Here is a 24,728-nt window from a genome sequence, read left to right as displayed (position 1 = left end):
TTTGAAACAAAACAAACTAAAAATTAAAATGAAAAACTGGATACAAGCCGCAAGATTACGAACATTACCTTTATCACTTTCTGGAATAATTGTGGGAAGTGCTTACGCTTATCATCAAGGATTTTATGATTATAGAATTCTTGGATTAGCACTTTTGACTACGTTAGGGCTACAAATTCTGTCTAATTATGCTAATGATTATGGTGATGGAGTAAAAGGTACAGACGTTAATAGAATAGGAGAAAAACGAATGGTTGCAGCTGGAGTTATCACGGCTTCTCAAATGAAAAAAGCGGTTATTATAACGGCAATTATCACTTTGACTTTAGCCTTAACCTTAATTTACGTAGCTTTTGGTAAAGAAAATTTTGCTTTAAGTCTGATTTTTATTCTTTTGGGAATAGGTTCAATCGGTGCAGCCATAAAATATACTGTAGGAAGTAATGCTTATGGTTACAACGGTTTAGGTGATTTATTTGTTTTTATTTTTTTCGGGTTGGTTTCTGTAATTGGATCGAACTTTTTATACACTCATTTTTTTGATTGGAAATTATTTTTACCAGCTACAGCGATTGGTTTATTGAGCGTAGCAGTTTTAAACCTAAACAATATGAGAGACATAGAAAATGACAGACAAGCAGGAAAACGAACTTTAGTTGTCAAAATGGGTTTGGAAAATGCAAAAAAATATCATATATTTCTCTTGATTACAGCTATGCTATTATTTTTAGTCTTCTCAGTTTTAATAGAAGCTTCTATAATTCCAATTATAATCATCTGTATTCCAATATTTTTTCACATTAGAACGGTTTTAAACGCAACTTCATACGAAGATTTTGATCCAGAACTAAAAAAAGTAGCTTTAAGTACTTTTGCTCTAAGTTTGTTTTTTACAATTGGTTTGATATTTTTCAACTACTAATCACTAATTACTAAATTATGAAAATCACATTTTACGGTCACGCTTGTTTAGGAATCCAAATTGAAGATATAAATATTTTAGTGGATCCATTTATCACCGGAAACCCAAAAGCTTCGCATATCGATATTAATACGTTAAAAGCAGATTATATTTTGCTGACTCATGCTCATCAAGATCATGTTTTGGATGTAGAAGCGATTGCAAAACGAACTGATGCTGTTATCGTTTCTAACTACGAAATAGCAAATTATTATGGAGACAAAGGATTTCAATTTCATCCAATGAATCACGGTGGAAGTTGGGATTTTGAATTTGGAGTTGTTAAATACGTTAATGCAATTCACACTTCACAATTTCCTGATGGAACTTATGGTGGTCAACCTGGTGGATTTGTTATCGAAGGAGAACGAAAAAACATTTACATAGCTGGTGATACAGCTTTAACAATGGATATGAAGTTAATTCCAATGCGAACAAAACTTGATTTAGCTATTTTACCAATCGGAAGCAACTTCACTATGGATGTAGAAGATGCCATTTTTGCTTCAGATTTTGTAGAATGTGACAAAGTTTTAGGGTATCACTATGATACTTTTGGTTATATAGAAATCGACCATGAAGAAGCCAAACGCAAATTCTTTGAAAAAGGAAAAGATTTAATGCTATTGGAAATAGGAGAGTTTATTGAACTTTAATAATAAATTACGAATTACGAATTACGAATTTTCAATTAGGAATTATGAAAGAGAATGTTATACAAAATAAGACTTATGCTTTTTCCTTGAAAATTGTTAAATTGTATAAACGTTTAGTGGATGAAAAAAGAGAATATGTGCTTTCTAAACAATTGCTTAGATTTGGAACGTCAATTGGAGCTGATATAGAAGAAGCAATTGGAGGACAATCTCAAAAAGATTTCTATGCTAAATTAACTATTTCGTATAAAGAAGCTAGAGAAACCAAATATTGGTTGAGATTACTAAAAGATTCAGATTATTTAGAAGAAGATACTGCAAATAATCTATTAAATGATGTAGAAGAAATTCTAAGAATAATTGGAAGTATCCAAAAGACAATTAAAAACAAAAATTTCTAATTATGAAATTCAGCATTCGTAATTCGTAATTGAAAATTCGTAATTCCCAATTAATGAAAGCGACTTATAAAAAACACATTCTAAACTTCAAACGACCAAGCGGAACTTCTCGAGGTATTTTAACAGAGAAAGAAACTTGGTTTATCATCTTGGAAGAAAACGGAAAAATTGGAATAGGAGAGTGCGGAATTTTGAGAACCTTATCTGTTGATGATCGTCCAGATTATGAAGCAAAATTGCAATGGGTTTGTGAGAACATTCATTTAGGAAAAGATACACTTTGGGAAGTACTTTTGGAATTTCCTTCTATTCAATTTGGACTGGAAATGGCTTTCCTTTCTTTGGCTTCCAAAACACCTTTTGAGTTGTTTGAATCTGACTTTACTTCTGGACAAAAAAGCATGCTAATTAATGGCTTAGTTTGGATGGGTGAAGAGTCTTTTATGAAGCAACAAATTGAAGAAAAATTAGCACAAGGATTTACTTGTATAAAATTGAAAATTGGAGCCATAGATTTCGAAAAAGAATTGGGTTTATTGCACTTTATCAGAGAACATTTTGATGAAAAAACCATCGAAATTAGAGTAGATGCTAATGGTGCTTTTTATTCTACTGATGCTTTAGATAAATTAAAACAATTGGCTGGTTATAAATTACATAGTATAGAACAACCTATTCCAAAAAACAATACTGACAGGATGTCAGAGCTATGTAAAATCACACCTTTGCCTATTGCTTTGGACGAGGAATTGATTGGTGTGTTTTTACCTTCAGAAAAAGAAACATTACTACAAAAAATTAAACCTCAATATATCATTTTGAAGCCTAGTTTAATAGGTGGTTTTAGAGGAACTTTAGAGTGGATTTCCACAGCTGAAAAGTTTGAAATTCAATGGTGGATTACTTCTGCTTTGGAGAGTAATATTGGCTTAAATGCTATTGCACAATTTACCTATACTTTACATAATTTATTACCTCAAGGATTAGGAACTGGAGGATTATATACCAATAATTTTGACTGTCCTTTAGAAGTTTCAAACGGGCAACTTTGGTATAGAAATGAGAAAAATTGGGATGTGAATTTTGAGGATTTTAAATAAAAAAAACCGACAAATCTGCCGGTTTTAATCTTTTTCTTTTTCAATTTTTTTCTATAGCTTATTTTTCAACTTCAACTGAACCTGAACCATCTTTTACTTCAACTTCTGTTTTTTTGTCTCCATCTTTTGTAGAGAATTCAACACCATCAGAGTTAACGCTAATTGATGTTCCGTCATTTTCTTCTTCAGCTGGTGCTGGTTCTTCAACAACTACTGTTTCTTTTTCAACTACTGTTGCTTCTTCTTTGTCTTTACAGCTAACTGTTGCAAAAATTGCTAAACTAGCTATCAATAGGGTTACTTTTTTCATCTTTTTTTGTTTTTATTATTATAGTTGCAAGATATAACGATAAACAGTTAGTTAAATTATAATACTTTTATTTTATGTTATAGAATTTCCATTTTACATTAGTGAAACAATATTTGGAACTATTATTAAACATTCCCTATTTTTTTAATAATTCTTTAAACATTCCAGAATCTACAGCTACAAAAATATTACTACTTAAATTTTCAATTTCATCATTTGATAATTTTGTTTTTTTTAAAAAGTAGTTTATCATTTTTCTTTTGGTTCTATTGTTTTTGTAACCAATTCTAGGTGAAATTACTTCTTCTCCTTTAGTGAAAATTATTATCGGAATATTTTTTTCTTTCAATTTATTTCCAATTAATTCCCACCAAATATTATCTGTATCACCTAGTGATGAACCAAAAATACAAATTATGTCAGCTTGTTTAATTTTTGTTTTGAATTGATTATCTATTGTGTGCCCATATGCCATATTGCACTTTTCTTTTACTATAGCTTCCAATATATCGACATTCTCATGGAATTCTTTGTTTTTTATTTGTGAAATATCATTTACTCCTAACACCATCCTATTGTCAACATATCCATGAATATGTTCAACATTTCTTAAAGTAACTGAAAGAGTACTTTTAAGATGGTTTCCAATCCTAATGTTTTTTTTATCTTCAATTATTTTTTCAATAATTGTTGTATAGTTGAAAGTATAAATGTCAACTACCCAAGCGCTATTTGCAAAATTATTTTTAAATGTATTTATTTTGTTTGTATCAGCTACTGGGAGATAAATTTCAGGTTTTACTAGATTTTCAAAAAAAACTTCTTTATCTATTTCTGTAAAATTAAATTTAGATTCTTCTAACTTTAAATATTCAGCAAGTTGCTCTCCAATATCTTCTATAACTTCATCAAACTCATCAACTGAATTAAATTCCTCTGTATATTGACCTAGTGCAAGTTCTAAATCTGACCAGTTTTTATAATTATTAGAAATATTTTTTTTTAAATTGTTTATACTAATTTTTGTTGATTCTTGAACTTTATAAAAATCATAAAAATCCTTGTAGCTTGTTTTTAAGCCGAGATTTAAATCAAAACCATTTCCAATTATGTGTAGGATTTTCAATATTAAGTTTTTTTAAAACGTTTTTAATAAATGATATAGATCTATAATTATTATATATAATTATTGAAATACTTATAATCGTTTATAATCAATCGTAAATATAAATAAAAACCCACAAAAAAAATCCAAAAGCAGAAACTTTTGGATTTTAATATTATTATCAGATAAAAGGTAAGTTGAAAAGATTCCCAAATTCTTGGGAATTTTGCTAACGCAAAGTCGCACCAACTTCTTTTTCAAAGTTAGCTTGCAGTTTTTGCATTACTTTTTCAATTTGTTTTTCTTCTAAGGTTTTCTTCTCATCGTTCATTATAAAGCTCACAGCGTATGATTTTTTGTTTTCTGGTAAATTCTTACCTTCATACACATCAAATAGGCTTATTTCTTTGATAAGTGTTTTGTCTGTTTGTTTGGCTATTTTGTAAATCGTTTCAAACGTTACATCTTTATTAACTAACAAAGCTAAATCTCTACGAACTTCTGGGAATTTTGAGATTTCGGTTAATTTCAATTTGTTGGAAACGTATTTTTGAATAGCTGCCCAATTCAAATCAGCATAAACTACTTCTTGTTTAATGTCAAAAGCTTTTAAAATGGATTTTTTTACGATTCCAAATTCAGCAATCGTTTCTCTTCCAATCGCTAAAGCTAATCCTTCAGAAAAAACATCATTTTCTATTGGTAATGAACTCACTTTTTGGTCTAATCCCATTCGCATAAGCATAGCCATAACATAACCTTTCATCAAAAAGAAGTCAGATTTTGTAGCTGGTGCGTTCCAGTTTTCAGCAGCTTTGTTTCCGGTAAGGTATAAACACAAGTGCTTTCTTTCGTCATACCCATTTTCTACTTTGTGATAGGTTTTTCCAAATTCAAACAAACGTAAATTTGATTTTCTACGGTTAATGTTGAACAAAATAGCTTCTAAACCTGAGAACAACAACGATTGTCTCATAGCAGAAAGTTCAGTACTCAATGGATTTATGATATGAACCGTTTCATTTTCAGTCAGCTGCTCCGATAATTTGATGTATTCTGGAGAAGTTAACGAATTGGCCATCATTTCATTAAAACCTTGCGAACACAATTGGTTTGAAATAATGTTTTGTACTTTATATTCTTCTGTTCTTGGAGAATTGGCAATCGTAGCACTTACTTTGGCATTAAAACCAATGCTATTATAACCATATACACGAAGAATTTCTTCGATAACATCAATTTCTCTTTGAACATCAACTCTGTAAGAAGGAATAGTTAAACCTAAACCAGATTCAGTAATACTGTTGATTTTAATTTCTAATGAAGTTAAAATGGTTTTGATGGTTTCTTTTTTCAGTTCTTCACCAATTACTTTGTTGATTCTGTCAAAAGTTACGAAAACACTAAAGTCTTCAATTTTCTTAGGATAAACATCAGTAATATCAGAAGTTATTTCTCCACCAGCTACTTCTTGAATCAACAAAGCAGCACGTTTTAAAGCATATTCGGTAATTGTTGGATCAATTCCTCTTTCAAAACGGAAAGAAGCATCTGTATTTAAACCGTGTCTTTTAGCTGTTTTACGAACCGAAACTGGATTGAAATAAGCACTTTCTAAAAATATATTTTGAGTGTTTTCTGTTACACCAGATTCAATACCTCCAAAAACTCCAGCAATACACATTGGACTTTCAGCATTGCAAATCATTACGTCTTCTTTGTCCAAAGTACGTTCAACTCCATCTAAAGTGGTGAATTTAGTTCCAGCTTTTACCGTTTTAACAATTACTTTATTTCCTTTGATTTTGTTGGCATCAAAAGCGTGAGTAGGTTGTCCTAATTCGTGCATTACATAATTTGTAACGTCAACAATATTGTTTTTTGGGGTTAACCCAATTGATTTTAAACGATTTTGTAACCAAGTAGGTGAAGTTTTTACAGAAACACCAGAAATAGTAACTCCACAATAACGAGGAACTAACTCTTTGTTTTCAACTTCGATGTCAATTTTTAAGGTTCTTTTGTCAATTCTAAAACTACTAACAGAAGGTGTCATTAATTCACTAGTAACATTACTTTGAATTAATCCAGCTTTCAAATCACGGGCAACACCCCAATGACTCATGGCATCAGCACGGTTTGGTGTTAAACCAATTTCAAAAACTTCGTCTGTTTCAATATTGAAAACATCTTTTCCTAAAGTTCCTGGTTTTAAATCTTCATTTAAGATTAAAATTCCGTCATGACTTTCTCCAAGACCTAATTCGTCTTCGGCACAAATCATTCCGTGACTTTCTTGTCCACGAATTTTACCTTTTTTGATTTCAAATGAGTTCCCTTCTTTGTCGTATAATTTTGTTCCAATTGTTGCAACAGGTACTTTTTGACCAGCAGCTACATTAGGAGCACCACAAACAATTTGAACAGGAGCATTTCCGTCACCTAAATCAACTGTAGTGATTTTTAATTTATCAGCATCAGGATGTTTTTCACAAGTCAAAACATGACCTACAACAATTCCTTCTAAACCACCTTTTAGGCTTTCAAATTTATCTACACCTTCAACTTCTAAACCTAAATCAGTTAGTAAAGCTGCTGTTTCTTCTGACTTCCAGTCGATTTTGATAAATTGTTTTAACCAATTGTATGAAATACGCATTTTTATTCGAATTTTTAAGGGTGCAAATATAGTTTAAAAAGTTTAATTGTTGAACTGTTTAATCGTTTAACTATTCCACTTTTTTAGTGTTTATTTTCTAAAAACTTATAATTTAAAAATTCGAAAATTGACTTTTATATAATTTCTTCAACATGCTTTTTGATATTGCTGGCTAATTTAACTGTAGGTAAATCATTAGCATCATCACCAAATGGATCTTCAATTTCTTCGGCAATTAATTCCAAACTTGCTAAAACATAAAAGGTAAAAACCACAACTGGAATTACATAATAACCTAAACTGAAAACATATCCAAAAGGCAATGTCATGATATAAAAGAAAATGAATTTCTTGATGAATGAACTGTAAGAGTAGGGAATAGGTGTGTTTTTGATTCGCTCACAAGCTCCACAAATATCTGTAAAAGATTGAATTTCAGTATTAATAATGATTAATTGGTCTCCAGAAATTTTTCCACTGACATGTAAATCGTGTATTTTTTGAAACATCATTTTTGCTATCTGGTTAGGTCTATGATTTTTATGATTGATATCCAAGTCTAAATCTTCAAAAAGCATTTTGGCTGTTTCTTCATCATTCAAATGTTTTTGCAAAATGGAAGCATAACCAGGAATGACTTTTCTAAAGAAATGTTTGTCGTGTTCGTCTTTCAAGATTACAGAAAGTTTGATAGCTAAATTTCGACTATTATTCACTAATGCTCCCCAATGTTTTCGTCCTTCCCACCAACGATCATAAGCTGTATTGGTTCTAAAAACTAACAATAATGAAATCACAAAACCTAACATTCCGTGCATTATGGTAATGTTTTTAACGTGACTTTCTTCTGATAATTTCCAGTATTCTATTTCTAAATAAGCTACAGCATAGGAATACAAACCAATCGTAATCATCATTGGAATTAATTGACGAAAAGTGTCTGATTTATGGAATCTGAAGATAAAAGTAATCCAGTCTTTTGGGTTGTATTGAACCATATAATTTAGAATTTAGAAGTCAGAATTTAGAATTTAGAAATAACGGTAAATTTAACAAATTAATCCAAACTTAAAGTCCCAGCTAATTCTTTTAAGTTAATTTCAGAAATTTTAGTTTGGTATTGAGCAGTTGCATAGCGAACAGAAGCTTCAATAAAATTTTGTTGAGCTGTTCTAACTTCAATTGTTGTGATAGTTCCAATTCTGAATTTGGCTAAAGTTATATCCAGATTTTGCCTTGCAATTTCTACATTTTCTGCTTCAATTTTAATCAACTCTAAATTGGTTTGATAACTTTGATAAAAAGATGCCAATTGCGACTCTAAAGCCACTTTTTGTTGGTTTAAAACGAGTGAAGCATTTTCAATTTCATATTGAGCTGTTTTTTCTCTTTTATTTTGCAGAAAACCATCAAAAATGGGCACACTTGCATTAATTCCATATACAAAACCTTGTCCAGATGATTGTGTAATGAATCCTAAAGAAGCTTCTGAGCGTGTAAAATTATACCCAGAAGTCAAGCGAACTGTAGGATAGCGATTTCCTTTGATTTGTTTTAAATTAAGTTCAGCAATTTTTTTGTTTAATATTTGAGCTTGTAATTGAGGGTTTTGCTTATTGGCTAAATCTTTTAATTCATCATAATTTAAGTTTTCTTCAAAAGTAATCATATCAACAACTTTAAAATCAATTTGAAGATCTCTTGCTAAAAGTTCATTCAATTTAATTTTAGTGTTTTTATATACTTCTTGTTGGTTTAATAATAAACTTTTATCAGTATTTAAATCAACTTTGGCATTTAATAATTCAAGTTTTGAAGCTTTTCCAATTGAAAAACGATTGTCAGCAGTTGTTACACGTTGGTTTGATACTACAATAGCACTGTCAATGGAAGCCATAATTTGTTGTTGTTGTACTAAATCATAATATGTTAGATAAACATCACTAATTCGGTTTAAAATGGTAGCTTGTAATTCTGATTTTCCTTGTGCTTCTAAAGTCGCTAATTGTTCTTTTCGAGCAAACATACTCAACCCATCAAAAACAGTCCAGTCTAAACCAACACCATACGAAAGATTGAAGTTTTTAGCATTATTTAACTCTCTAACTGAACCATCAGCTTGTGTTTGTTTGGTGTTTAATTGACTATTGTTATTGGTTAAATTGGCACTTAATGTTGGTAAAATTCCAGCATTTCCAAGATTGTTATTGGTTGCATCAATTTTTAAATTGTTTTGGGCAATTTTAATTTCGAAATTGTTTTCCAAAGCTATTTTTAAGGCATCTTCAAGTGATAAAACTTCTTGAGCTTGCAATTGAAAGCCAAAAAACAAAAAGGTAATATATGTTATAATCTTTGACATGATTTATTTTTCTAAAGCTTCAATATTATCAAATTCTGGACGGTGTTTTTTATTTCTTGACCATAATAAGTAAATGGTTGGAATTACAAAAAGAGTCAGTATTAATGAGAATAATGTTCCACCAACAATAACAACACCCATTCCCATTCTACTAGCTGAAGCAGCTCCGAGAGATAATGCAATTGGTAATGCTCCTAAAGCAATTGCTAAACTAGTCATCAAGATAGGACGTAAACGTGATTCAGAAGCTTCAATAATGGCATCGTATTTTGATTTTCCTTGTTCTCGCAATTGATTGGCAAATTCGACAATAAGAATTCCATTTTTGGTAACTAATCCAATTAGCATAATGGTTCCAATTTGACTGAAAATATTCCATGTTTGATCAAACAACCACAATGAAAATAATGCTCCAGCAATTGCCATTGGAACTGTTAAAATAATAATGAATGGATCAATAAAACTTTCAAATTGAGCCGCTAATATTAAGTAAATCAATAATAAAGCTAATCCAAAGGCAAAAGAAGTATTGGAACTACTTTCCACAAAATCTCTTGATTCTCCACCTAAATCAGTTGTAAAAGTGTCATCTAAGACTTTAGCTTTGATAGCATCCATAGCTTCAATTCCGTCATTGATGCTTTTGCCTGGAGCTAATCCTGCACTTACAGTAGCTGACATGTATCGATTATTATGATACAATTGTGGTGGATTACTTTGTTCTTCAACCGAAACTACATTGTCCATTTGAATTAATTCTCCTTTGTCATTTTTAATAAATATTGAAGTTAAATCTAATGGTGTTGCTCTGTCTTGTTGTAAAAATTGTCCAATTACTTGATATTGTTTTCCGTTTTTGGTAAAATATCCAAAACGTTGTCCACTCAATGACAATTGTAAAGTTTGTGCAATGTCAATTACAGAGATTCCTAAACTTTTTGCTTTTTCTCTATCTATTGTGACATTTATTTCTGGTTTGTTAAATTTTAAATTTACATCAACCATTGAAAATGTTTCATCTTTAGAAGCTTCTTCCATAAAAACAGGAATTTTTTCTTGTAATTTCTCAAAATTTTGAGCTTGAATAATGTATTGAATTGGTAAACCTCCACGACGACTAACCGAAATAGTAGGTTGTTGAATTACAGAAGTTTTAGCATCAGGATAACGTTTTACCCATTGTGATAAATCATCTGCAATTTCCATTTGTGACTTTTCTCTTTCACTTGGATCTTTTAAGGCAATTCTAATAAAACCACTATTCACAGAACCACCACCACCAAAACCAGGTGATGAAATTACCAAACTCACTTTTTTACCAGGAATTGAATCATCCACGAGTTGAGACATTTCTTGCATGAATCGATCAGTGTATTCATAAGTAGCTCCTTCAGGAGTTGACATTCGCATTACAAATCCACTTCTGTCATCTAATGGAGCTGTTTCTTTTTGAAGAATACTAAAAAATAAATAAATTAACCCAAAACAAGCGATTAAAATTCCAAAACTAATCCATTTGTGTTTTACAAAACGTTCCAAATAAGAAGCATATCCTTTGTTAAGTTTTATAAAATAAGGTTCGGTTAAATCATAAAATTTAGTTCTTTTTTGTTCACCACCTTTCATCAAATAAGCATTTAACATAGGTGTTAAGGTTAATGAGACAAATGCTGAAATTAAAACTGCTGAACCTATGACAACTCCAAATTCTCGGAATAATCGTCCCACAAAACCTTCTAGAAAAATTACAGGTAAAAATACAGCAGCTAATGTGATAGAGATTGAAATTACAGCAAAAAAGATTTCATTCGAACCTTTTATGGCAGCTTCAATAGGAGACATGCCTTCTTCAACTTTTTTGAATATGTTTTCGGTGACTACAATTCCGTCATCCACTACTAATCCTGTGGCTAAAACAATAGCTAATAGGGTTAATACATTTATAGAAAACCCAAATAACCACATGATAAAGAAAGTAGCAATTAATGAAACAGGAATATCAATTAGAGGTCTAAAAGCAATAGCCCAATTTCTAAAAAACAAATAAATAATTAAAATTACTAATAGTATAGAAATTAGTAATGTTTCAGCTACTTCGGTTACGGAGCGTTTTACGAAAACCGTTGTATCAATAGCAATGTTTAATTGGATATCTTTGGGTAAATCCTTTTTTAATTTTTCATATTCTTTATAAAATTCATCTGAAATATCAATATAATTTGCTCCAGGTAAAGGAACAATGGCAACAGCAACCATTGGTTTTCCTGATTGTGTCAATTGAGTTTCAATATTTTCAGGTCCTAAAGTAGCTGAACCAATATCACTCAAACGAATTATTTTTTCACCATCTGCTTTTATGATGATGTTATTGAATTCTTCAGCCGTTGTTAGGTTTCCAACCGTTTTCACTGTTAATTCAGTATTATTACCCGTAATTTTACCTGAAGGTAATTCGACATTTTGATCATTTAAAGCTTGTCTAACATCGGAAACTGTTAATCCATATGATGCTAATTTGTAAGGATCAATCCACAAACGCATGGCATATCTTTTTTCACCCCAAATTTGAACACCACTTACACCAGGAATAGTTTCTAATCGTTGACCTATTACGTTTTCAGCATAATCACTTAGTTCTAGAGCATTTCTAGTTTCACTTTGAACCGTCATTGAAATAATAGCTTCACTATCAGCATCTGCTTTTGAAACTATAGGTTGTGAATCAATATCTTCAGGCAAACTTCGAATAGCTTGTGATACTTTATCTCTAACATCATTGGCAGCTTCTTCTAAATCTTTTTCAAGGTTAAATTCAATTGTGATGGAACTTCTTCCTTGATTACTTGATGAAGTTATATTTCGAATTCCATCAATAGAATTAATAGCTTTTTCTAAAGGTTCTGTAATTTGCGATTCAATAATATCAGCATTTGCACCTGTATAATTGGTACGAATAGAAATTTGAGCAGGATCAATTGAAGGATATTCTCGAACACCCAAAAATTTATAACCAATAAATCCAAATAAAATAATGGCAAGATTTAGTACAATAGTAAGAACAGGTCTTTTAATACTTAATGTAGATAAATTCATACTTATTTTTTAAGAGTTACTTGCACAGCAGTTTCTGGTTTTAGACTCATAATTGCACTGGTAATTACGGTATCACCCAATTTTAAGCCTTCTAAAACTAAAATTAAGTCTTCTGTTCTTGTTCCAGTTTCAATTTTAACTTCTTTGGCTTTTCCATTTTCAGCAATAAATACTTTTTTACCATTTTGAATAGGTATAATCGCTTCTGAAGGAATTAAAATAGCATCTTTTATTTCTGTTAAAGGCAATTTCACATTAGCATAAGTTCCAGGGAATAATTTGCCTTCTTTATTATTTGCTTTAGCTCTAACTAAAAGTGTTCTTGTAGTTACATCAACACTAGGTTCGATTGCATAAATGGAAGCTTTAAATGTTTCATTTGAACCTGAAACCGTAAATTCAATTTCATTATTTAACTTCACTTCATTGGCATATTTTTCTGGAATTGAAAAGGTAATTTTTACTTCATTTGAACTTACTAAATTAGTTACAATGGTAGTAGGAGTAAGGTAAGTTCCTGGAGAAATGTTTCGCAATCCAATTTTTCCTGAAAATGGAGCTTTTATGGCCGTTTTTGCAATTTGAGCTTGTATTAATTGCGCTTGTGATTGTAAACTTCTATATTCTGCACTAGCAATTTCGTACTCCTCTTGACTGATAGCTTCTTTTTCTAATAAAAGTTTGGCTCTTCTTTCATTTTCACCAGCTAAATTTTTTCTTGTATTGGCTTGTGCTAATTGAGCTCTTAATTCAATATCATTGACTTTAAAAAGAGTTTGTCCTTTAGTTACATTTGTTCCTTCTTTGAAATAAATATTTTCTACGATACCAGAAACTTCACTTCTTATTTCAACCTGTTCGTTAGCTTCAATTGAACCAGAAACAGAAATGACATTAGAAAAGTTTTCTTCAGTAACGACAATTCCATTAACTTTAGTAGAAGGTTTTTTATTTCCAACTGGTTTATTGGTTTGATCAGAAGATTTATCTAAATTACTTTTTATGCGATAGCCAATAAAGCCAATAAAAAGGATGATAATAAGGGTTAAAAGTAATGTTCTGAGCTTCATTGTATGACTTTAAAGTATAATAACAACAAATCTACTTTTTCAAAGTTTAGAAAGCCAATTCCTTATAATTTATTTAACAATTGTGAAGATTTATTTTCGAAAATATCTTTAACTAATGTAATTCCAAATATTTTTCTTTTTGCTCATTTCAATGAATACTTCACGTAGTTTTTTGTGTTCAGGTTTTTCCATTGGAGCATCTGTTTTCAGTAATTTTACTGCTTCATGTCGAGCAAGTTGTAGAATGTCTCTATCTTTTACTAAATCAGCAATTTGAAGATTTAAAACACCACTTTGTTGTTTTCCCATTAAATCACCTGGACCACGAAGTTTTAAATCTACTTCAGCAATTTCAAAACCATCATTAGTACGAACCATTGTTTCCATTCGAACTTTACTATCTTCACTTAATTTGTGACTGGTCATTAAAATACAATAACTTTGCTCGGCTCCACGACCAACTCTTCCGCGTAATTGATGCAATTGCGATAAACCAAAACGCTCTGCACTTTCAATTATCATTACAGAAGCATTGGGAACATTCACACCAACTTCAATTACAGTAGTAGCAACCATTATATTGGTTTTTCCAGCGGCAAATCTTTGCATTTCTTCATCTTTATCGGCTGGTTTCATTTGTCCATGAAGAATTGAAATGGAATAATCTGGTAAAGGAAAATCGCGTGAAATACTTTCATAACCATCCATCAAATCTTTGTAATCCATTTTTTCAGATTCTTGAATCAATGGATAAACGATATAAATTTGTCTGCCTTTTGCGATTTCGTCTTTGATAAATTTCCAGACTTTTAAACGATTGCTGTCAAAACGATGTACTGTTTGAATGGGTTTTCTTCCAGGAGGCAATTCATCAATCACTGAAATATCTAAATCACCATATAAACTCATGGCTAAAGTTCTTGGAATTGGAGTTGCAGTCATGACCAAAACATGTGGTGGAATATCATTTTTCTTCCACAATTTACTACGTTGTTCTACACCAAAACGATGTTGCTCATCAATAATAGCTAATCCTAAATTTTGGAATTTTACTTTATCTTCAAGTAAAGCATGTGTTCCAATTAAGATGTCTAAAGTTCCGTTTTCTAGAGCTTCATGAATGAGTTTTCGTTCTTTCGTTTTACTTGAACCAGTGAGAATTTGTATGTTGATATTTAAATCTTTAGCTAATTCGGTTAAACCAATAAAATGTTGATTAGCTAAAATTTCTGTTGGAGCCATCAAGCAACTTTGAAAACCATTGTCTTTTGCCATTAGCATACACATCAAAGCCACAATTGTTTTTCCTGAACCCACATCACCTTGCAATAAACGATTCATTTGAGCATTACTTCCCATGTCATTTCGAATTTCTTTGAGTACTCTTTTTTGAGCATTTGTCAATTCGAAAGGCAAATGGTTTTGATAGAAATTATTGAAATTATCTCCAACAGTTTCAAAAGGATGACCTTTGATTTTATGTTTTCGAATTAGGTTTTTTGTGATGAGTTGTAACTGAATGAAAAATAATTCTTCAAACTTTAATCGAAATTGTGCTTTGGCTAATAAATCTTGACTTTTTGGAAAATGAATATTCAATAAAGCCTCTTTTTTGGGAATCAACTTTAAGTTTTCTAGTAAATAATCAGGTAAAGTTTCGGAAAATAAAGCATGCGTTTCAATAAATAATTGCTGCATTAATTTATTGACGACTTTATTCGTAATTCCTTTATTATTGAGTTTTTCTGTACTTGGATAAACAGGTTGCATAGCTGAACGAATATTAGCTTTGTGTTCTGTTAGCAATTCCATTTCTGGATGAGCCATGTTGAAAGTTCCTCCAAATTGAGATACTTTTCCAAAAATAACGTAGACTTCATTAATTTTTAGACTTTCTCTAATCCATTTTTGACCACGGAACCAAACCAATTCCATTTGTCCAGTATCATCAATAAAAGTAGCTACTAAACGTGATTTTCCTTTGCCAGCTTCAACCGTTTTTATATTGATAATCTTTCCAATAATTTGAAATTCTGAATTGGTATTTTGTAGTTGATTTATTTTAAAATAATTGGTTTTATCGATGTATCTATTGGGAAATAAATTGATCAAGTCAGCGTATTTATGAACATTTAATTCTTTTCGAAACAACTCTCCACGCTGTGGACCGACACCTTTTAGGTATTCTATGGGAGTTTCTAATAGATTATTCATATGCTTTTTGCCTGTTTATAAGTTTGATTTTTTTACTAAAAAACTATAAAGCGAAGATAAGTTTAAATTAGTAAATTTGATAATCAATCCATACAATTTTGAATGAATAAGAGGATTTCTTCACTAAAATATTTAAAATTATGAAATATATAGTACTCTTTTTAATAAGCAGTATTTGTTTTGGTCAACAAACATTAAAAGTTGATTTTAAAGAGTTAACTGCTGATTTAACTCTAAATGTAAATTCAAAATCAATTTCAGGAAAAGTAACCTATGAATTTGAAGTACTTTCTGATATTGATAACATCAAAATTGATGCTGTTGATATGAAATTTGATAAGTTAACCATCAATAAAAAAGAAGTCGAGTTTATTGCCACAGAAAAACAATTGGTTTTAACCGAAGGTTACAAAAAAGGGAAAAACATTTTATATTTTGAATATGAAGCAACTCCAAAACAAGCTTTGTATTTTACAGGAAATGGTGACGATTTACAAATATGGACACAAGGACAAGGTAAATATACAAGTAATTGGTTACCTAGTTTTGATGATGTGAATGAAAAATTGATATTTAATCTTTCATGTACTTATGATAAATCTTTTTATGTACTTACTAATGGAGAACTAATTAATAAAGATTTTCAAACCAATGAAACAAAATGGACTTATGAAATGAAAGATCCAATGAGTTCTTATTTGGTAGCTCTGGTAGTCAGTAAATTTGAAAAGCAAATTGTAACTTCCCATTCAAAAGTTCCAATAGAGTTATATTTAGCTAAAAAAGATGAAGATAAATTTGAATCCACTTACAAGTATACCAAAGATATTTTTGATTTTTTAGAAAAGAAAATAGGAATTGATTATCCTTGGCAAGTATATCGACAAGCTCCAATAAGAGATTTTTTATATGCAGGAATGGAGAACACTACTTTTACTATTTTTTCAGAAGATTTTGTAGTTGATAATGTTGGTTTCAATGATAAAAATTATGTGAATGTAAATGCTCATGAGTTAGCTCATCAATGGTTTGGTAATTTGATAACAGCCAAAGAAAGTAAACATCATTGGTTACAAGAAGGTTTTGCAACTTATTATGCTTTGTTAGCCGAGAGAGAAGTTTTTGGAGATGATTACTTTAACAACGAATTGTTAAAAATGGCCGAGGAATTAAGAGCTGCTTCTTTGCATGATGACAATCCTATTTTAAGTGAAAAAGCTAGTTCATTGACTTTGTATAAAAAAGGAGCTTGGGCATTGTTTGTTATACAAGCCAATATTGGTGAAGATAAATTTGATAAAGCCATTAAAAATTATCTAAAAAAATACCAATACAAAACTGTGGAAACAGATGACTTTTTAGCTGAAATTAATAATGTATCAGATTATGACGTTTCAGCTTTTAAAAAGAAATGGTTAGAAAATGCCTTTTTTGATTGGAATGAAGCCGTAAATTATATTAAAGATAGTAAGTTTATGAAAGAATATCTTGCTGTTAGACAATTGGAAACCGTTTATTTTAATAATAAAAAAGCCAACTTTAATACTATTTTGGAAGAAAAACATTTTTATCCTATTTATCAAGAAATTGTATATCAACTAAAAGATGTTGCTTATTTAGACAAAAGAGAATTGGTTTTTAAAATTTTTGATTTAAAAGATATTGAAGCCAAACGCACATTAGCAGAATCTTTTCAGTCTATTCCTCTTGAGCTAAAACCGCAATATGAAAAAATGTTTGCAGATCATTCTTATATCAATAGAGAAATAGCTTTATACAAACTATGGACTACTTTTAAAGATCTTAGGACAAAATATGTTGATATTAGTAGGTCTTGGATTGGACAAGATTATAATTTAAGATTTGCACATTTAATTTTAAAAGCGATTACTTACAAAAATGATCCTGTAATTTATGAAAGTGCTATTACTGAATTAGAGCAAATGACAAAAGAAGGTTATAACATAACTGTCAGACAAAAAGCCATTGAAAATTTAATACAATTAAATCAAGTGACTGATACGGTTTTAAAATCTCTTGTTGATTTATCACTTCATCAAAAATGGCAAGCCGTAAAATTTGCAAAAGATACATTGAGAGAGTTACTAAAATCTCAAGAAATTAAATCACAGTTAGAAAGTTTGAAAAGCGGATCTTCAATAGAAATTAGTAATAGAATAGATTACTTTTTAAACGAATAATAATACATTTTTTTATACCTTTAAGAAAATAAACAAGAATGAATGCATTGGTAATTTCAGGTGGTGGAAGTAAAGGAGCTTTTGCTGGTGGTGTAGCACAATATTTAATAGAAGACCTAAATAAAGAATATGACATGTATTATGGAACTTCAACCGGAAGTTTGTTAGTCTCTCATTTAGCATTAAGAAAAGTAGAAAAAATAAAAGAAGTTTATACTTCTGTAAATCAGAAAAGCATATTTAGCAATTGCCCTTTTATGATTAAAAAGAAGTTTGGTGAAGACGTAATTGAAATCAGTCACTTTAATGTTTTGAAAAATTTTTGGAGAGGTTCAAAAACCTTTGGTGAAAGTAAAAATTTAAAGAAATTACTAAAGAAAGTTTTTACAGAAGAAGAATTTATTTTTTTAAAAAATAGCAACAAAAATATTGTTGTTACTGTTTCTAATTTATCATTAAATACAGTGGAATATAAATCTATTAACGATTGCTCTTACGAAGATTTTTGCGATTGGATTTGGATTTCTTGTAATTATATTCCTTTTATGTCTTTGGTCAAAAAAGACGGTTGTGAATATGCAGATGGTGGTTTTGCAAGTATGATTCCTATTGAAGAAGCTATAAAAAATGGAGCAACTCACGTTGATGCTATCATTCTACAAACGGAAACTCCATTGTATAATCGTTTACCAGCAAGAAGTGCTTTTACAGCTTTGACAAATCTATTTGCTTTTATGATGGATAGAATTGAATATCAAAACATCAAAATAGGAAAATATGAAGCCAAATTCAAAGGTGCAACCATCAATTTTTATTACACACCTACAGTTTTGACGACAAATTCTTTGATTTTTAACAAAGAAAAAATGAAAGAATGGTGGCAAATTGGTTATGATTATGCCAAATCTAAAGATGTAGATACACAAGAAATTCCTGTGGAAGAATAATTAAAGTATACTTTTCAATTCTTCTTTAATAAAACTAATTGCAACACTAGTTGGTGCTTCCATCTGGGTTAATTCTCTTAAAACAGCTTCTCTTAATTGACTAGCAGTAGCAATTTCAGGATTGATTGAAGTTTTGCGAATCAATTGAACGGTTGTAGTTTTTGATTTGTTAATCACATCCCAACATTCATTAGTAATATAAATTTGTTGCGATAAGTTATGTTCAAATTCTGTTTGAATAGCATGAATTAATAAGGTAGCATAATCATTTTTGTCTTCTGTTGGAGGTGCAATTCTTAATAATAATTGTGCAGGATGAATTCTTTCTAAAAATAAAACCATTCGCTCATAGGCTTGTAAGCGTAATGGTAATGATTCTTTTTGATTTTCTTTAAGTAATAACCAACGTCTAGTGTTTTGCTGGTCTTTAAAATAAGAGGTAAAAAAGAAATAAGCAACTCCACCAGTTATTAAAGAAGGTAAAGTGTATGAAACAATTTCTATTATTTTTGAAGTATCCATTATTTTGATTTTTTGTGTCACAAAGAAAACATTTATATAATAAAATTCCAATATTTTAAATTCCAAATTCCAAAAATAAATTATTTAAATTTCTCAAATTTCTTAAATCTGTGTTCCAAAAAAGCTATTTTAAAATTGTCATTGATTTTTGAAATTACTATTGTTATTGAACTTGCAAACACCTATTTTTGTACATTACTTTAATTCCTATGATTCAAGACCACATTAATAAATTAAACGAAGCCCAAAGAGCTCCAGTTATTCAGAAAGATGGACCAATGATTGTTATTGCTGGTGCTGGTTCAGGAAAGACACGAGTTCTTACAGTTCGTATAGCTAACTTAATGAGTCAAGGAGTGGATTCGTTTAATATTTTAGCTTTAACGTTTACCAATAAAGCAGCACGTGAAATGAAAAAGCGTATTGCTGATATTGTTGGTACAAACGAAGCCAAAAACCTTTGGATGGGAACTTTTCACTCTGTTTTTGCTCGAATTTTGCGTTCAGAAGCTGATAAATTAGGATATCCTTCCAATTTTACGATTTATGATACTCAAGATAGTGTTCGATTAATTTCTGCGATTATCAAAGAAATGCAATTGGACAGAGATGTTTATAAACCCAAACAAGTTTTAGGTAGAATTTCATCGTATAAGAATTCATTAATCACAGTAAAAGCTTATTTTAACAATCAAGAATTGCAAGAAGCTGATGCCATGAGTAAAAAACCTCGTTTGGGAGATATTTATCAAAATTATGTAGATAGATGTTTCAAAAGTGGTGCCATGGATTTTGATGATTTATTATTAAAAACCAATGAATTATTAAATCGTTTTCCCGAAGTTTTAGCTAAATATCAAGATAGATTTCGATATATTTTAGTAGATGAGTACCAAGATACAAATCACTCACAATATTTAATTGTTAGAGCTTTATCGGATAGATTTCAAAATATTTGTGTTGTGGGTGATGATGCACAGAGTATTTATGCCTTTAGAGGTGCAAACATCAACAATATTCTGAATTTCCAGAAAGATTATGACAATGTGCAAATGTACCGTTTGGAACAAAATTATCGTTCATCAAAAAATATAGTGGAAGCGGCAAATAATATCATCGACAAGAATAAAACAAAATTAGATAAGATTGTTTGGACAGCTAACGATGATGGAGAAAAAATAAAAGTCCACAGAAGTATCACTGATGGTGAAGAAGGTCGTTTTGTGGCTGCAACGATTTTTGAACAAAAAATGAATAAGCAATTGAATAACGGTCAATTTGCTATTTTATATAGAACCAATGCACAATCGCGTGCCATGGAAGATGCTTTGCGTAAACGCGATATCCCTTATCGAATTTATGGAGGTTTATCTTTCTATCAAAGAAAAGAGATTAAAGACGTTTTATGCTATTTGCGATTAGTGATTAATCCAAAAGATGAAGAAGCTTTAATTCGTGTTATAAACTATCCAGCAAGAGGAATTGGAAATACAACAATAGAAAAATTAACTGTTGCTGCTAATCATTTTAAACGTTCCATTTTTGAAGTTATGGAACATATTGATAAAATTGATTTAAAGCTAAACGCTGGCACAAAAAATAAGTTGCAAGATTTTGTAACGATGATTAAGAGTTTTCAGGTGATTAATGAAAACCAAGATGCTTTTTATTTGGCAGATCATGTTACCAAAAAAACAGGTTTGGTTCAAGAACTTAAAAAAGACGCTACACCTGAAGGAATTGCTCGTATCGAAAATATTGAAGAACTTCTAAATGGTATAAAAGATTTTATTGAAGGTCAAAAAGAAATTGATGGAGCAAGAGGAGCATTATCTGAATTTTTAGAAGATGTAGCCTTAGCAACTGATTTAGATAAAGATACTGGTGATGATGATAGAGTAGCCTTAATGACCATTCACTTGGCAAAAGGATTAGAATTTCCTTATGTTTTTATTGTAGGTTTAGAAGAAGATTTATTTCCAAGTGCCATGAGCTTAAGTACTCGAAGTGATTTAGAAGAAGAAAGACGTTTGTTTTATGTGGCTTTAACTCGTGCAGAACATCAAGCTTATCTAACTTATGCACAATCAAGATATCGTTGGGGAAAACTTGTCGATAGTGAACCTTCTCGATTTATTGAAGAAATTGATGATGTTTTTCTCGAATATTTAAATCCTTCTGAGACATCTAACTATAGATATAAACCGATGATGGATATTGATATTTTTGGAGATATTGATAAATCTAAACTGCGTTTATCAAAACCAACAGCAGGAACACCACCCAAACATTTAAGTTATGATGAAAAGCCTAGTGTAAACATTCGTAAATTAAAACCTGTTTCAAGTAACTCTCCTTCCAATGCTAACTTATTTGATAGTAAATTATCAGTTGGTAATATTGTAATGCACGAACGTTTTGGAAAAGGAGAAATCCTAAACATAGAAGGAGTAGGTGGTGACAAAAAAGCCGAAATTCGCTTTGATGTGGGTGGAATCAAAAAACTATTACTTCGTTTTGCTAAATTGCAGATTTTAGGCTAAAATTTATTTTGGATAAAAGCTATTAGTTTGGTGTAAGCATCTAAAGTATCTGTTTGCGACCAATCACCATGACCACCATTATAAAGGTTAAATTCATTGTAAACTCCCAATTGATCTAGTTTTGCATGCAAATCAACACCTTGTGAAGTTGGAATTAATGGATCAGCATTTCCATAAAACAAAATAGTAGGTACAGAAGAAGTTGTTGCTCTGAACAATGGACTTAATTGTTCATAATAAGTTGGATTATCAGCATAATTTACACCAGTTAAATTAAAATATAAATCCAACCAAGCTTGATTATTAGTGTAATTTGGATCCGTAAAGTTCGTTGGTCCAACAATACTACAAACCATTTTTATATCATTATTGGAATTGTAACCATAACTATACAACATCGATAAATGGCCACCAGCACTTGTTCCAATAAACCCAAAATCATCTGAAATTCCGTAGTTTTCATTTTTTAATTTTTGGACAATAGCATCTATATCATCAATTTGCATAGGAAAAGCATAATTTCCAGCTGAAGCCAATCGATAATTTACATTAGCAATAGCATATTCAGGTAAAAACTGTTTCACAATATCAACAGCATAATTCATATCAGTTTTATCTCCTTCAACCCATCCACCACCATGAACAAGAATTAAGGTTTTTGTAGAAGATGAATTACTATTTGCAGGAAGATATAAATCAAAAACTTGTTGAGCATTTGAACCATAACTTACATTCAACATTGTTTTTGCTACAGTTAAATCTTCTTCAACATTTTCGTCACTTTTAGAGCAAGAATGTAAAGGAATTATTAAAAAAAGCAATAAACCAAAAAATAAATTGTTTGTTTTCATGGTGAATCTTTATCTTTGACTAAGTTATTAATATAACGATATTTAGGTTCAAAAAGTATCAAAATTGATACCAATTAAAAATTATGGCAGAATTTATTAGAATATACGAAGACAAACCAAGTGAAGCTTCAATCAAAAAAGTCGTTGAGGTTTTGAGAAATGGTGGTTTAATCATTTATCCAACAGATACTGTTTATGGATTAGGTTGTGATATTACCAATTCAAAAGCATTAGAACGAATTGCAAAAATCAAAGGAATTAAGCTTGATAAAGCCAATTTTTCATTCATTTGTAACGATTTAAGCCATATTTCCGATTATGTGAAGCAAATTGACACAGCCACTTTTAAAATCCTTAAAAGAGCTTTACCTGGACCTTATACCTTTATTTTGCCTGGAAATAATGATTTGCCAAAAGAATTCAGAAAGAAAAAAACAGTGGGTATTCGTGTTCCTGATAATAATATTGCTTTGCAAATTGTTCAAATGTTAGGAAATCCAATTGTTTCAACATCAATCCATGATGAAGATGAGGTAATCGAATATTCTACCGATCCAGAATTGATTTTTGAAAAATGGCAAAATAAAGTAGAGCTAGTCATTGATGGTGGTTATGGTGATAATATAGCTTCAACAATTATAGATTTATCAGGTTATGAGCCAGAAGTGATTCGTGAAGGAAAAGGAAGTTTAGATATTTTGTAAGTATGAAAAGAGTCTTTACAATTATTTTTTTATTTAGTATTTCAATTTTGTTTTCACAAACTATTACTGGTATTGTTGTGGATCAGAATGATGAACCTTTAGCAGGAGCAACCGTTTATTTTGATGGTTCTTCCTTTGGAACATCTACAAACATGGATGGTGAATTTAAAATTTCACTTCCTTCTGAGATTAGTTCATCATTAGTCATCAGTTTTGTGGGTTTTGATAAAGTTTATTTAAATAATTTAAATTTTGAAAAACGCTATAAAATAATACTTAAAGAATCTGTGGAAGACTTGAAAGAAGTTATTCTTATGGATAATAAGTTTACAAGAAAACAAATGCTGACAATTTTTAGAAATCAATTTTTAGGAAGAACCAAAGCAGGAAATAAATGCAAAATTTTAAATGAAGATGAAATTTATTTTTCTTATGATAATGATCAATTTCTTTTGACTGCTTATGCTGATAAACCTTTAATCATTGAAAATCCATATTTGGGATATAAAGTTTATTTTGACCTCACTAGATTTGATACCAAATTTTCTAGTTATAGTATTGACCAAGAAAAAATGTACTCTAGTATTTATGTGGGAACATCTCGTTTTGAAGAGGTTGATAACAGTAAAAGCAAGTTGAAAAATAGAGAAAAAGTGTTTAACGGTTCTTTTTTACAACTCTTTAGAAACATAGCTAATAAAGAATGGAGTAAAGACAAATTCACTTTATTTAAAGGAAAATTTAAAGCTAATGCTGATGAATATTTATATGTTAAAGATACTTTAGGATTAAAACAAATATTTATTAAAAAACAAGAAAGAGGTTTTCATCCCAAAGATTTTGTTGCAGAATTTAGTTTATTATACAACAGAAGAGAACAATCTAAAATCATTTTTCATACTGATAATTTTGTAATTGACAGGTATGGATTGTTTTCTAACTACGATAAAATTTATTTTTCAGGAGATTTGTCAGAAAAGAAAGTTGGGGACTTATTGCCTTCTAATTATGGGATTGAGTAAAGTTTGG

The 24,728-nt window shown here is 30.2% G+C and carries 19 protein-coding genes; 9 read left to right on the top strand and 10 right to left on the bottom strand.

Going from position 1 to position 24,728, the window contains the following annotated elements; genetic code table 11:
- The first annotated feature begins 28 nt into the window (after window positions 1–28).
- Genes menA through ACFO3U_RS10030 form a run of 4 tightly spaced genes read left to right on the top strand, consistent with a single transcriptional unit; the run spans window position 29 to window position 3,118 of the window.
- Window positions 29–922: a 1,4-dihydroxy-2-naphthoate octaprenyltransferase gene (gene menA / locus ACFO3U_RS10045; RefSeq protein ID WP_379741494.1), complete on the top strand. Its 894-nt coding sequence runs from the start codon at window positions 29–31 to the stop codon at window positions 920–922.
- 17 nt (window positions 923–939) lie between these two features.
- Window positions 940–1,617 (top strand): metal-dependent hydrolase, encoded by a 678-nt coding sequence (locus ACFO3U_RS10040; RefSeq protein WP_379741491.1) that lies wholly within the window; start codon window positions 940–942, stop codon window positions 1,615–1,617.
- Between the two features lie 44 nt (window positions 1,618–1,661).
- The gene (locus ACFO3U_RS10035) at window positions 1,662–2,018 is read left to right on the top strand and encodes a four helix bundle protein (RefSeq protein WP_379741488.1); all 357 of its coding nucleotides are present in this window, start codon (window positions 1,662–1,664) and stop codon (window positions 2,016–2,018) included.
- Between the two features lie 53 nt (window positions 2,019–2,071).
- Window positions 2,072–3,118, top strand: coding sequence for an o-succinylbenzoate synthase (locus tag ACFO3U_RS10030; protein ID WP_379741485.1), 1,047 nt, complete (start codon window positions 2,072–2,074; stop codon window positions 3,116–3,118).
- Between the two features lie 58 nt (window positions 3,119–3,176).
- Here ACFO3U_RS10030 and ACFO3U_RS10025 read toward each other — a convergent pair whose 3' ends face one another.
- The 8 genes from ACFO3U_RS10025 to recG form a co-directional block, all read right to left on the bottom strand.
- Entirely contained in the window at window positions 3,177–3,428 is a 252-nt protein-coding gene (locus ACFO3U_RS10025) for a hypothetical protein (RefSeq protein ID WP_379741482.1), read from the bottom strand.
- Window positions 3,429–3,564: 136 nt separating this feature from the next.
- Window positions 3,565–4,554: an AbiH family protein gene (locus ACFO3U_RS10020; RefSeq protein WP_379741479.1), complete on the bottom strand. Its 990-nt coding sequence runs from the start codon at window positions 4,552–4,554 to the stop codon at window positions 3,565–3,567.
- Between the two features lie 208 nt (window positions 4,555–4,762).
- On the bottom strand, window positions 4,763–7,192 hold the full coding sequence (gene pheT / locus ACFO3U_RS10015; RefSeq protein WP_379741476.1) for a phenylalanine--tRNA ligase subunit beta: 2,430 nt from the start codon (window positions 7,190–7,192) through the stop codon (window positions 4,763–4,765).
- 134 nt (window positions 7,193–7,326) lie between these two features.
- Window positions 7,327–8,190, bottom strand: coding sequence for a bestrophin family protein (locus ACFO3U_RS10010; RefSeq protein WP_379741473.1), 864 nt, complete (start codon window positions 8,188–8,190; stop codon window positions 7,327–7,329).
- Between the two features lie 59 nt (window positions 8,191–8,249).
- A complete protein-coding gene (locus tag ACFO3U_RS10005; RefSeq protein ID WP_379741470.1) occupies window positions 8,250–9,554 on the bottom strand; it encodes a TolC family protein in 1,305 nt (434 codons plus the stop codon).
- Between the two features lie 3 nt (window positions 9,555–9,557).
- Complete coding sequence (locus ACFO3U_RS10000) at window positions 9,558–12,647, bottom strand: efflux RND transporter permease subunit (protein WP_379741467.1); 3,090 nt, start codon at window positions 12,645–12,647, stop codon at window positions 9,558–9,560.
- Window positions 12,648–12,649: 2 nt separating this feature from the next.
- Entirely contained in the window at window positions 12,650–13,717 is a 1,068-nt protein-coding gene (locus ACFO3U_RS09995; protein ID WP_379741464.1) for an efflux RND transporter periplasmic adaptor subunit, read from the bottom strand.
- Window positions 13,718–13,825: 108 nt separating this feature from the next.
- On the bottom strand, window positions 13,826–15,931 hold the full coding sequence (recG, locus tag ACFO3U_RS09990) for an ATP-dependent DNA helicase RecG (protein ID WP_379741461.1): 2,106 nt from the start codon (window positions 15,929–15,931) through the stop codon (window positions 13,826–13,828).
- Between the two features lie 140 nt (window positions 15,932–16,071).
- Here recG and ACFO3U_RS09985 point away from each other — a divergent pair, with 140 nt between their 5' ends.
- Together ACFO3U_RS09985 and ACFO3U_RS09980 are read left to right on the top strand one after the other, a co-directional pair.
- Window positions 16,072–18,132 carry a M1 family metallopeptidase gene (locus tag ACFO3U_RS09985; protein WP_379741458.1) on the top strand — a complete coding sequence of 687 codons (2,061 nt, stop codon included), beginning with the start codon at window positions 16,072–16,074 and terminating at the stop codon, window positions 18,130–18,132.
- 38 nt (window positions 18,133–18,170) lie between these two features.
- On the top strand, window positions 18,171–19,079 hold the full coding sequence (locus ACFO3U_RS09980; RefSeq protein ID WP_379741455.1) for a patatin-like phospholipase family protein: 909 nt from the start codon (window positions 18,171–18,173) through the stop codon (window positions 19,077–19,079).
- Here the strand turns inward: ACFO3U_RS09980 and ACFO3U_RS09975 are convergent, their stop codons facing one another.
- On the bottom strand, window positions 19,080–19,601 hold the full coding sequence (locus ACFO3U_RS09975; RefSeq protein ID WP_379741452.1) for a DUF7935 family protein: 522 nt from the start codon (window positions 19,599–19,601) through the stop codon (window positions 19,080–19,082). It abuts the gene before it with no gap.
- Between the two features lie 209 nt (window positions 19,602–19,810).
- On the opposite strand from ACFO3U_RS09975, the gene ACFO3U_RS09970 reads away from it, so the two are divergent.
- Window positions 19,811–22,144, top strand: coding sequence for an ATP-dependent helicase (locus ACFO3U_RS09970; RefSeq protein ID WP_379742076.1), 2,334 nt, complete (start codon window positions 19,811–19,813; stop codon window positions 22,142–22,144).
- Here ACFO3U_RS09970 and ACFO3U_RS09965 read toward each other — a convergent pair.
- Window positions 22,141–22,995 (bottom strand): alpha/beta hydrolase fold domain-containing protein, encoded by an 855-nt coding sequence (locus ACFO3U_RS09965; RefSeq protein WP_379741448.1) that lies wholly within the window; start codon window positions 22,993–22,995, stop codon window positions 22,141–22,143. The two genes, ACFO3U_RS09970 and ACFO3U_RS09965, sit on opposite strands and share 4 nt — an antisense overlap.
- Window positions 22,996–23,078: 83 nt before the next feature.
- Between ACFO3U_RS09965 and ACFO3U_RS09960 the strand changes: the two genes are divergently transcribed.
- Window positions 23,079–23,699 carry an L-threonylcarbamoyladenylate synthase gene (locus tag ACFO3U_RS09960; RefSeq protein WP_379741445.1) on the top strand — a complete coding sequence of 207 codons (621 nt, stop codon included), beginning with the start codon at window positions 23,079–23,081 and terminating at the stop codon, window positions 23,697–23,699.
- Window positions 23,700–23,701: 2 nt separating this feature from the next.
- Window positions 23,702–24,721 carry a carboxypeptidase-like regulatory domain-containing protein gene (locus ACFO3U_RS09955; protein WP_379741442.1) on the top strand — a complete coding sequence of 340 codons (1,020 nt, stop codon included), beginning with the start codon at window positions 23,702–23,704 and terminating at the stop codon, window positions 24,719–24,721.
- The last annotated feature ends 7 nt before the right edge of the window (window positions 24,722–24,728 follow it).

It is taken from the genome of Flavobacterium ponti, from assembly GCF_042652765.1.
GTDB classification, from domain to species: Bacteria; Bacteroidota; Bacteroidia; order Flavobacteriales; family Flavobacteriaceae; genus Flavobacterium; species Flavobacterium ponti.
Note: the sequence above shows the minus strand (reverse complement) of the source record. Positions and strands in the feature narration are given on the sequence as shown.